Source organism: Pseudomonas sp. FP1740, assembly GCF_030687165.1.
In the GTDB taxonomy this organism is placed as follows: domain Bacteria; phylum Pseudomonadota; class Gammaproteobacteria; order Pseudomonadales; family Pseudomonadaceae; genus Aquipseudomonas.
This window is the reverse complement of sequence record NZ_CP117461.1, coordinates 723412-734448: the sequence shown is the minus strand read 5'-3', so window position 1 is coordinate 734448 and position 11037 is coordinate 723412. Positions and strand designations below refer to the sequence as shown.

Genomic DNA, 11037 nt, shown 5'->3' with positions numbered 1-11037 from the left:
GTGCGGGGTATTGCTGGTGTAAAAAACCCGGCCAAAGCCGGGTTTTGGGTCAACCGATCACTGCATCCACGGCGGAGGCGGTTCTTCGGCTTTGCTTGATGGCGCATCGTCCGCCGCCCGAATCGCTTGGCGGCGCTCTTCGTCGAGACGGGCCGCCTCGATCTCGCGCATGATCCCGCCGACGTCCGCCAGTTCTTCCGGCTCGTCGAACTCACCGGTCAACACGCTGGCCGGGTGCAAGGTGCCGGCTTCGTACAACGCCCACATTTCCTTGGCGTACTTGGTGCGTTTCAACTCCGGTGCAAAACGACCGAAGTACGACGCCATGTTGCCCACGTCCCGCTCCAGCATGCTGAATGCGTGGTTGTTGCCCGCCGCATCCACTGCTTGCGGCAGGTCGATGATGACCGGGCCGGTCGGCGTCAGCAGCACATTGAACTCGGACAGGTCACCGTGCACCAGGCCGGTACACAGCATCAGCACGATTTGCGAAATCAGAAACGCGTGATATTCGCGCGCCTGATCCGGCTCCAGCACCACATCGTTCAGACGCGGCGCAGCATCGCCGTACTCGTCAGCCACCAGCTCCATCAGCAGCACGCCTTCGAGGAAGTCATACGGCTTGGGCACCCGTACCCCGGCACTGGCCAGACGGAACAGCGCCGCCACTTCGGCGTTCTGCCAGGCGTCTTCGGTTTCCTTGCGGCCAAACTTGGAGCCCTTGGCCATTGCGCGAGCCTGCCGGCTGTTGCGCACCTTGCGGCCTTCCTGATACTCGGCCGCCTGACGAAAACTGCGTTTGTTCGCCTCCTTGTAGACCTTGGCACAACGCAGCTCGTTGCCGCAGCGCACCACATAAACAGCTGCTTCTTTACCACTCATGAGTGGGCGCAGCACCTCGTCGACCAGACCGTCCTCGATCAGGGGTTCAATGCGTTTTGGAGTCTTCATCAGCTTTTATTGTGGGTCCTTTATTACCAAACACGCGAAAGTCATTCGTTATACGGCAATCCTCTCATTCGGGGGAGGGGTTGCCGACCTATGAACGTTCCCATGAACATCAAGATGCACACAATGTGCCGGATTAATCAGGCAAAACTCATCGACCGCCCCGGATGATAGCTGAGCGAGAACCACTTGTTGACGACGGAGTGCCAAGCTATTTGCGACAGAATCTAACCTCGATCCCTGACTTTCGCAGGATTTTTCTCAACAGGCCTCAATTTCCCCACGCCTCGGCCGAAGTCATTAGAGAGAAAAGGAATTGTCTGACAATCGCCTCAACAACAATCAAGAAGGCGCGCTCAAGGAACGGGGCGTATCAAACGTTTTCGGCTGCCAATAATCCGCGAGTCATCAGTACTGCGTGGGCCTACAAGAAAAACTGGAGCGCGGATGAACATCAAACAGAAGTTGACCTGGGCGTTTGCAATCATCGCCTGCTTGCCCGTGGTGCTGGTCGCCACCCTCGTCGTGCTGAACTTGCGCAGTGATGCCAAGGACAATTTTGTCGACGGCAGTGGCCGCGAGATTCGTCAGGTCAGCAATGCCATGCAACTGTTCTTTGATGGCATCAGCCAGAACGTTGACTACCTGGCCACCCAACCGCTGATCAAGAACTCCGACGACAGCCTCAAAACCTACATGAGCGCCAACGCCGAGAGCATTCCCCAAGGCGAAATGGACAAGAAGGTCTTCGCCCTCCTCCAGGATCTGGGCAACAGCCATCCGGCCTACGCCTATGCGATTCTCGGGACGGCGGCGGGCGGTTACGTGTCCTGGCCGGACGATGCGAAGCTGAGCAATTACGACCCGCGCCAGCGCCCTTGGTACAAGGCGGCCCAGGCCAAGCCGGGCAAGCCGCTTCGCACCGAGGCCTATTACTGGGCTCAGGATGACGCGACCTACGTCAGCACCGTGCGCACCATCGATAACAAACTGGGCAGCAATGGCGGCGTGGTCAGCATCGACGTGACGCTCAAGCAGCTCACTGAAATCGTCAAACAGATCAAACTCGGCGAAACCGGCTACCTGATGCTGGTGGAAAACACCGGCACCATACTGGTCGATCCCAAGCAGCCGGAACACAACTTCAAAGCCCTGAGCAGCCTCGGCGACGGCTACGCGCAACTCGGCAAGGCTGGCAAAGGGCTGGTTGAGGTTGAGCTCAATGGCGAGCGCTACATGGCCAACGTCTGGCCGTCGGAGCAACTGGGCTGGACCTTTATCGGCCTGATCAAGCAGACCGACGTGATGAGCTCGGCCACTCAACTGACCTGGCTGATCGCGATCATCGCAGCAGTACTGGCGGTGTTCTTCGCCATCGTCGGCGCCAGTTTCGCCAGCCTGATCGTGCGGCCGATCCGTAGCGTGGCCAGCGGTCTGGAAGGCATCGCCCAGGGCGAAGGCGACCTGACCAAGAACCTGCACATCCGTGGCAGCGATGAAACCGCGCAACTGGCCAACTGGTTCAACCAGTTTCTGGCGGCGATCCGCAACCTGATTCAAAGCATCGGCGGCGCCGCGACCAAGATCCTCGCCACCTCCAAGAGTTCGACCCAAGTGTCCAGCGACATGGCCGAAGCCGCCGGGCGTCAGCGTGAAGCGGTGGACATGGTGTCCACGGCGTTCCACGAAATGGTCGCCACCGCCAACGAAGTCGCGCGCTCTTGCAGCCAGGCCGCCGAGTCGGCCGACAGTGGTCAGCGCCAGGCCCGTGAAGGCCAGCAGCAGATCGATGCGGCGGTGAGCAGTGTCGATCGCTTGAGCCAGGAAATCGAACAGTCAGCGCAATCGATGCAACAGCTTGAGCGCGACAGCAACGACATTCAGTCGATCCTCGGGACCATCCGTTCCATCGCCGAGCAGACCAACCTGCTGGCGCTGAACGCCGCCATCGAAGCGGCCCGGGCCGGTGAACAGGGTCGTGGCTTTGCGGTGGTGGCGGATGAAGTTCGCGCCCTGGCCAAACGAACTGCCGATTCCACGGCGGAAATCGACGGTCTGCTGGGCAATCTGGCCAAGCGCACCAGCCAGGTGACGCAGCAGATGCATGCGAGCCTGGAGGTGTCTCAGCAATCGGTGACCCGCATCGGTGAAGCGCGCAGCAGCTTCGGGCAGATCCGTGAGTCGGTGGATGTGATTCGCGACATGAATACTCAAATCGCCACGGCGGCTGAGGAACAGCATCAGGTGGCCGAGGACATCAATCGGCATATCAGCCAGATTCATGGCGATGCGCAGTTGGTGGCGGAATTGGCAAACTCGGCGCGGCTGGATTCTCAGAGCCTGGCAGGGTTGTCGAATGAGCTGGACGGGTTGGTTCGCCGCTTCAGGACTTGAGTAGGCATGATCGTTCCCACGCTCTGCGTGGGAACGATCATTCAACTACTGCTTGAACAACTCCCCGGGGGTAAACCCGAACAACCCCTTGAACGCCGCAATAAACGCCGACGTCGAGTCATACCCGCAAGACAGCGCGGCATTGGTCACGCTGTCCCCCTCCTCCAGCAAACTCAACGACGACAGCAGCCGCATGCGCTGCCGCCAACTGCGGAAGCTCAACCCGGTCTCGCGCTGAAACAGCCGCATCAGGGTTTTCTCCGACATGCCCAAACGCTCGGCCCATTCCTGCAAGGTCACCGTGCACTCGGGACTTTCGATCAGTTCGTTGCACAAACCCAGCAGTCGCTCATGCCGGGGCAACGGCAAGGAAAACCCAACCTCCGGCAGACTCGCCAACTGATCCAGCAGCACGCCCACCAATCGCGCCTCCTGACTGTCGCCCTGTGGATACTCCACCGGCAACTGGCAAAAGCGCTTGATCAGCTCCCGGGCCAAGGGCGTGACTTCCAGTACCCGGCAACGCCCGTCCGCCCATTGGCAGTCCTCGCGGCGCACATACAGGCTGCGCATTTCGGCACGCATCGAGGTCACGACCTGATGTTCGAGATCCGCCGGAATCCAGATGCCCCACTGCGGCGGCGCAAAGAAACTGCCCTCGGCGGTGTGCACGCCGAGAACGCCGCTGATGGCGTAGGAAAACTGCACCCAATCATGACGATGAGGCGGCGTCCACGAACCGGCGTTCAGGCTTTCCGCCCGCGCATACAACGGACGCGGCAACACCGTCAGCGCCGGGATGGTCCGCTCGAGGGTAAGTTGTCCATTAGTCGGCATTGATTGGCCTTATGTCGCAAGACGGCTGACAGGGCCGACGTTAGGCTAAGTCATCAATTCTTACAAATGGATTCGGTGCCGGTTATGCATGCCTTCAAACACCTTAAACGCGTGGTCACCGACTGGTTCTTGTGCGGCATGCTGATCGCCACGCTGCTGGCGTATTTCTTCCCGACCTTCGGCGCTACCGGCGGCGGGATGCACGCTGAGTATGTAATCAACATCGGCGTGTTCCTGGTGTTCTTCCTGCACGGGGTCAACCTCTCCAGCGAGCAGATCCGCCACGGGCTGAAAAACTGGAAGCTGCACGTGATGGTTCAAGTCTTCACCTTTGCGGTGTTTCCGTTGATCTGGCTGCTGAGCGACACACTGCTGGGCTCACACATTCCATCGTTGCTGATGCTCGGTTTCCTCTACCTCTGCGCCCTGCCCTCGACCATCTCTTCGTCCGTGGCCCTGACCGGCAGCGCGGGCGGCAACGTACCGGCGGCGATTCTCAATGCGAGCCTGTCCAGTGTGTTGGGGATTTTCCTGACACCGTTGCTGGTGAGTTTCGTGGTCGGCAGCGGCGCCGGCGGTATCGACCTGGGCTCAACCCTGCTCGACCTGTGCGCCATGCTGTTGTTGCCGCTGGTGCTTGGGCAATTGCTGCGGCCGTGGCTGGGCAAGTTTTTCACTCGGCACAAGCGCTACACCAACATCGCCGACAAACTGGTGATCCTGCTGCTGGTGTACTCGGCGTTCTGCAACTCAATGGTCTCGGGGATGTGGCAGCAACAGGGCAACAGCGTGATTCTCACGGCGCTGATCGGCAGTGCGATTCTGCTGGCGATCATCCTGTGGATGACCACCCGCACCGCTCGCACGCTGAAGTTCAGCCCCGCCGATGAGATCGCCGCAGTGTTCTGTGCCAGCAAGAAATCCCTGGCGGCCGGGGCGCCGATGGCGGCGTTGATCTTCGGCGCCAACCCTGGCCTTGGGTTGATCCTGTTGCCGATCATGATCTACCACCCGTTGCAGCTGATCGTGTGCTCGGTGATGGCCGAGGGTTACGCCAACCGCAACCGGGAACTGGCCGCGCAGCAAAACGCCGCAGTGCTTAGCCCTCAATAATCAGCGCTCGATAATCGCCGTCACGCCCTGACCGCCGGCGGCGCAGATCGAGATCAACCCGCGGCCCTTGCCCGCCGCGTCCAGCAGCTTCGCCAGGTTGGCGACAATGCGTGCACCGGTGGCGGCAAACGGATGCCCGACGGCCAGCGAGCTGCCCTTGACGTTGAGGCGGCTGCGGTCGATGGAACCCAGCGGCGCGTCGAGGCCCAGGCGGGTTTTGCAATACTCCGGATCTTCCCAGGCCTTCAATGTGCACAGCACCTGCGCGGCAAACGCTTCGTGGATTTCGTAGTAATCGAAGTCCTGCAAGGTCAGACCGTTGCGCGCCAGTAAACGCGGCACCGCATACACCGGCGCCATCAGCAAACCTTCGGCCCCTTTGACGAAATCCACCGCCGCCGCCTCGCCATCGCGCCAATAGGCAAGCACCGGCAAGCCACGCTCCTTCGCCCATTCCTCACTGCCCAACAGCACCACCGACGCACCATCGGTGAGTGGCGTGGAGTTGCCCGCGGTCAGGGTGCCCTTGGCACTTTTCTCGAAGGCCGGTTTCAGTGAGGCGAGTTTTTCCAGGGTCAGCTCCGGGCGCAGGTTGTTGTCCCGGGTCAGGCCGAGGAACGGCGTCATCAGATCGTTGTGCCAGCCTTCGGCGTAGGACGCCGCCAGTTTCTGATGGCTTTCGAGGGTCAGCCGATCCTGCTCGTCACGCGGGATGCCCCAGGTCTGGGCCATCAATTCACAGTGTTCGCCCATCGACCGGCCGGTGCGCGGCTCGCCGATACTTGGAAAGTCCGGGATCAGGTGTCGGGGACGCAATTGCAGGAAGGTTTTCAGTTTGTCAGCGGTACTTTTGGCACGGTTGGCTTGCAAGAGAATCTTGCGCAAGTCTTCGTTGACGCCGATCGGCACGTCCGAGGCCGTGTCGACGCCGCCGGCAATGCCGCACTCGATTTGCCCCAGGGCGATTTTGTTCGCCACCAGCAATGTTGCCTCCAGCCCCGTACCGCAGGCCTGCTGGATGTCGTAGGCCGGCGTCGTCGGCGACAAACGCGAGCCCAATACACATTCGCGGGTCAGGCCGTAGTCGCGCAAATACTTGAGCAAGGCCCCGGCGGCCACTTCGCCCATGCGCACACCGTGCAGGTTATAGCGCTCGATCAGGCCTTCCAGCGCTGCGGTGAACATCGCCTGGTTACTGGCAGTGGCGTACGGCCCGTTGGACCGGGCAAAAGGAATACGGTTACCACCGATAATCGCGACGCGACGCAGCTGAGTCATGAAAAAAGCTCCTTCTGATAGTCAATGGTGAACACACATCCCTGTGGGAGCGGGCTGCAATTCCTGAAAGACCTGCTAAACCCAAGCTCAAACCAACCTGCAATGTTCAAGCGTAGGCCTTATCTCGTGGATCGAACGACTAATTACCATTCCTGGTCCACACTTTTAACCCCGGCTTCTGGAGCGTGATTCATGTCTGACCGCTATATCGACTTCGCCAATTCGTCCATCGGCCATCGTGTGGTCGGTGCCCTGGGTCTGCCGTCGCCGGTACGGCTGGAACGCTGGCAAGCAGGCCGATTGCGGCCTGTCGAGGGGGCGCTGTTGATTGGCGGTGGCCCGCTGACGGAAAAAGTCAGCACCCTCGCCAACCGCTTGACCGACACGATTTACAGCTACGGCACCGACCCGACCCTGGCCACCGCGTGGATTCCCGGCCACGGCCAGAAACTCAAAGCCGTGGTGTTCGACGCCAGTGACCTGGTGCAGGTCGATCAGCTGAAACAGCTGCGCGAATTCTTCCAGCCACTGATGAAAAACCTCGATCACCATGCGCATCTGGTGATTCTTGGCCGGGCACCGGAGACCTTGCGCGACCCGTTCGCCGCCAGCACCCAGCGCGCCCTGGAAGGCTTCAGCCGTTCGCTGGCCAAGGAACTGCGCAGCGGCGGCACCTTGCAGCTGATCTATGTCGGCGAAGGGGCCGAAGATCAACTGGAAGGCCCATTGCGCTTTTTCCTTTCGCCCAAAAGCGCGTTCATTTCCGGACAAGTCATACGCTTGAAGGCGTGCGAGACACAGGTGATGGACTGGACGCGCCCCTTGTCGGGGCGCAAGGCACTGGTAACCGGGGCAGCCCGGGGCATTGGTGCCTCGATCGCCGAAACCCTGGCCCGGGACGGCGCCGAGGTAATCCTGCTCGACGTGGCTCCGGCCAAAACCGATCTCGACGCCCTGGCCGCGCGCCTCGGCGGGCGCAGCATCACCCTGGACATCTGTGCCGAAGACGCCGCCACGCAACTGATCGAACACTTGCCCGACGGCGTCGACATCGTGGTGCACAACGCGGGCATCACCCGCGACAAAACCCTGGCCAACATGACGCCGGAGTTCTGGGACGCGGTGCTGGCGGTCAACCTCAACGCGCCGCAAGTGCTGACCAAGGCGCTGCTCGACAGCGGCACCTTGCGCGACCACGGTCGAGTGATCCTGCTGGCGTCCATTAGCGGCATCGCCGGCAATCGCGGGCAAACCAATTACGCCGCGAGCAAGGCCGGGCTGATTGGCCTGGCCCAGGCCTGGGCACCGCTGCTGGCTGAGCGCGGCATCAGCATCAACGCGGTGGCGCCAGGATTCATCGAAACCCAGATGACCGCGCACCTGCCCTTCGGCGTGCGTGAAGCCGGGCGGCGCTTGAGTTCGTTGGGCCAGGGCGGCCTGCCGCAAGACGTCGCCGAAGCCGTGGCCTGGATGGCACAACCGGGCACCGGAGCGTTTACCGGGCAAGCACTGCGCGTGTGCGGGCAAAGCGTGTTGGGAGCCTGACCATGACCACCGACTGGCACACACTCAATAGCGAACCGGGCCTGCAGACGCTGTATTTGAGAGCGGCGACGCGACGCAAAATCACCGGCACCACACTGCCTGAGCTGGGTTATCACTGCTGGGTCAACGTCGATCCGAACCGCCTGGCGGCTTATCGCAAGGTGTGTGGTTTTGCCGACAACGGGCTGCTGCCACCGACGTATCCACACATCCTGGCGTTTGCCTTGCAGATGCAGCTGCTCACCGCCAAGGCGTTTCCCTTCCCGCTGCTGGGGCTGATTCACTTGAGCAATCGCATCCGAGTCATGCGCCCCATGGGTGGCGTGAGCCGCGTGCGGGTCAGCGTGAAGGTGCAGAACCTGCAACCCCATGCCAAGGGCGCGACCTTCGAGTTAGTGACGACGCTCGACGACCAATTGGGGCTGCTGTGGGAAGCCGAAAGCCAGATGCTCTGTCGCGGGGTCAAACTGGCAGGCGAGCCTGTCGAGCAAGCGTTTGCATCGACGTTGGCGCTGACCGAAGTGGCCCACTGGAAAGCACCGGCGGACATTGGTCGCCGGTACGCCAAAGTGTCTGGAGACTACAACCCGATTCACCTGAGCGCGATCAGCGCCCGACTCTTCGGCTTTCCCAGCGCCATCGCCCATGGCCTGTGGAACAAGGCGCGCACCCTGGCAGCCCTGAGCGATCATTTGCCGACGGCCAACGTCGAAATTGCGGTGCAGTTCAGAAAACCGGTGCGTTTGCCCAGCGAGGTGACGCTGATGTCCAGCGCGGCGGGGTCCAGTGGGGATTTCCAGTTGATGGGGGCCGGGGAGATCGAGCATATGGTGGGGCAGTGGCGGCCGGTTGCCTGATGGATTGTGGTGAGGGGGCTTTCCCCCTCGCCACAGTACGCTCAGGAACTCACCAAACCCCGAGGCTGCGGAAACAAATTATTCAACGTATCCAACAAACGCACGTGATAGATCGGCTTGCGAAACAGATCCAGCACCTGCAAGCGCAACATGTCACTCACATCCTCCATATCCGCATGCCCCGACGTCACAATCACCGGCAAATGCTGACGAGCCGTGTGCTCACGCAGACGCTTGATCAACGATATGCCGCTTTCCTCCGGCATCCGCAAATCAGTAATCACCAGCGCAATATCAGGATGACGAGTCAAATGATGCAGGGCGAGCTTGACCGACGTTGCCGTAAAACAAGTAAAACCCTCGCCCTCCAGCAACTCCGCCAGTTCCAGTAACGCATCCTCCTCATCATCGACCAGAAGAAGCTGTTGCCGAGGGAGGGCTGGAGCGTTCATGGGGCAACACCTGCAATGGACTAAGCCTTGACGTTAGAAGCCCTTTGCAGGATTGGCAAATGACTGCCCATTGCCAGTCTTCAAATCAAAGCGCGGCTGAAATCGTGTTGAACATTGCGGTGACCGCCGTGGAGATGGGTGCCACAAACGTTGCCAGCACCACGGCCACCATGCCTGCAATGATTGCGTACTCGATGCCCGAAGCGCCTTCGGTGTCTTTGGCAAGGTCTTTGTAAAAAGCGATTTGGGATTTGATCTTCTGAACCGTTTTAGAGAAGGACATGACGCGTCTCCTGAATGACAGCGGATGTTGCACGACCGCAACATGATTCCCATATGCCAGCATCAGCATTGTCGGCAAACCCATGACCAACAACTGTAAGAACGCATTAATACTTAAGCAGTAACCAGTGCATCGACGTCACAAAACATCATCTTGAGCATTGGCCGTTATTTTTTGTCAGATATTTCCAGCCCCGTAATGGCATTTTGCTTTACCTGCGCTACCGTCAAATAGCGAAATAGTCCCACGCTCATAACTGCCTGATTGCGAAGTCATCTCGTTAGAGCTCTTGGGGGCGTTACGCGCAGGAAAGGGGGAAAGCCTTCATGAACAGCCGCGTCACCCTGGGCCTGGCCGGGCTGTTCCTGGCAGGCGCCATCATTGCCGGTTACTGGGGGCTGGCGCTGAGTCGCCAACCGGCCCCCGAGCCTGTCGCGCAAATCGGCACATCAACGCCCTCGATACTGGCCTCGGTGGATGACCCGACCCGCCAACCGGTGGTGGTGCTGCTGCGTGATATCGCACCGTTCGAGCAGATCACCGCCGCCGACGTGACCCTGGAAAAACTGCGTACTGCCCCCGTCGGCAGCCTGACCCGTCTCGAACAAGCCATTGGCCGTACACCCTGGCGCGCGCTCACCGCCGGCAGTTGGCTCAATGATCAGAGTTTCGAAGCCGGCGGTACGCTGGCGCGGATGATCCGCGCCGATGAACGCGCCCTCGCCGTGGCGGCGGATGATGTGATCAATGTCGGCGGCCAACTGAGCCCCGGCGACTATGTCGATGTGCTGCTGTTTCTGCGCATGGACACCAACAACCTCCAGCAGTCGGCCCAGGTCGTGGTCCCGGCGTTGCGCGTACTCGGGGTCGGCGAGCAGTTGGGGCTGATGAACGATGGCAAGCCTGCCAACCCGGCACTCAGCCATGAAGAGAAACTCAAGCAGGAACAACTGCGCTCCAGCGCCCGCACCGTATTGCTCGCCGTCCCTGAATCCCTCTTGAGCCGCCTGATGCTCGCGGCACAGGTCGGGGTTTTGCGTCTGGCTGTGCGCAGCGCCGAGGAACAACGCCTGAGCCAATACTGGGCCGGCCGTGGTGACTCATCGGCGAGCCTGGCCAACGCCAACCGCGAGCTGGTGCAGTTCAGTCAACTGGCCCTGGCCGGCACTCCACAATCCCCCGCCCCCAGAGCCGCAGCACCGCGCAAGCCGAGCGTGGAAGTCATTCGCGGCAATGCCGTCACCCAACAAACTCCCTGAATCGAGCGAGGACTCTCCATGCGCAGATGTTTCACGCCGCACTTCCTCGAAAACGGCCACGTCGATAAACA

At 60.7% G+C, this 11037-nt stretch carries 10 protein-coding genes and 1 pseudogene; 6 read left to right on the top strand and 5 right to left on the bottom strand.

Features of this window, described 5'->3' with window-relative positions:
• Positions 1-57: 57 nt before the first annotated feature.
• The gene (locus PSH69_RS03195) at positions 58-951 is read right to left on the bottom strand and encodes a PA4780 family RIO1-like protein kinase (RefSeq protein WP_305411018.1); all 894 of its coding nucleotides are present in this window, start codon (positions 949-951) and stop codon (positions 58-60) included.
• Between the two features lie 444 nt (positions 952-1395).
• Between PSH69_RS03195 and PSH69_RS30185 the strand changes: the two are divergent.
• Positions 1396-2436: pseudogene (locus PSH69_RS30185) on the top strand (cache domain-containing protein); the annotation flags it as partial.
• A 138-nt stretch (positions 2437-2574) separates the two neighbouring features.
• Entirely contained in the window at positions 2575-3342 is a 768-nt protein-coding gene (locus tag PSH69_RS30180) for a methyl-accepting chemotaxis protein (RefSeq protein ID WP_370694472.1), read from the top strand.
• Between the two features lie 45 nt (positions 3343-3387).
• Here the strand turns inward: PSH69_RS30180 and PSH69_RS03185 are convergent, their stop codons facing one another.
• A complete protein-coding gene (locus tag PSH69_RS03185; RefSeq protein ID WP_018928390.1) occupies positions 3388-4179 on the bottom strand; it encodes a helix-turn-helix transcriptional regulator in 792 nt (263 codons plus the stop codon).
• Positions 4180-4263: 84 nt separating this feature from the next.
• Here PSH69_RS03185 and PSH69_RS03180 point away from each other — a divergent pair, with 84 nt between their 5' ends.
• A complete protein-coding gene (locus PSH69_RS03180; RefSeq protein ID WP_305411017.1) occupies positions 4264-5292 on the top strand; it encodes a bile acid:sodium symporter family protein in 1029 nt (342 codons plus the stop codon).
• On the opposite strand, the gene PSH69_RS03175 is transcribed toward PSH69_RS03180, so the two are convergent.
• Positions 5293-6570: an acetyl-CoA C-acetyltransferase gene (locus PSH69_RS03175; RefSeq protein WP_305411016.1), complete on the bottom strand. Its 1278-nt coding sequence runs from the start codon at positions 6568-6570 to the stop codon at positions 5293-5295. It abuts the gene before it with no gap.
• Between the two features lie 192 nt (positions 6571-6762).
• Between PSH69_RS03175 and PSH69_RS03170 the strand changes: the two genes are divergently transcribed.
• The gene (locus tag PSH69_RS03170) at positions 6763-8115 is read left to right on the top strand and encodes a 3-oxoacyl-ACP reductase (RefSeq protein WP_305411015.1); all 1353 of its coding nucleotides are present in this window, start codon (positions 6763-6765) and stop codon (positions 8113-8115) included.
• Positions 8116-8117: 2 nt separating this feature from the next.
• Complete coding sequence (locus PSH69_RS03165) at positions 8118-8972, top strand: MaoC/PaaZ C-terminal domain-containing protein (RefSeq protein ID WP_305411014.1); 855 nt, start codon at positions 8118-8120, stop codon at positions 8970-8972.
• A 41-nt stretch (positions 8973-9013) separates the two neighbouring features.
• Here PSH69_RS03165 and PSH69_RS03160 read toward each other — a convergent pair whose 3' ends face one another.
• Positions 9014-9424, bottom strand: coding sequence for a response regulator (locus PSH69_RS03160; protein WP_111455400.1), 411 nt, complete (start codon positions 9422-9424; stop codon positions 9014-9016).
• 85 nt (positions 9425-9509) lie between these two features.
• Positions 9510-9707: a Flp family type IVb pilin gene (locus PSH69_RS03155; RefSeq protein WP_111455399.1), complete on the bottom strand. Its 198-nt coding sequence runs from the start codon at positions 9705-9707 to the stop codon at positions 9510-9512.
• Positions 9708-10033: 326 nt separating this feature from the next.
• On the opposite strand from PSH69_RS03155, the gene cpaB reads away from it, so the two are divergent.
• The gene (cpaB, locus tag PSH69_RS03150) at positions 10034-10966 is read left to right on the top strand and encodes a Flp pilus assembly protein CpaB (RefSeq protein WP_305411013.1); all 933 of its coding nucleotides are present in this window, start codon (positions 10034-10036) and stop codon (positions 10964-10966) included.
• The last annotated feature ends 71 nt before the right edge of the window (positions 10967-11037 follow it).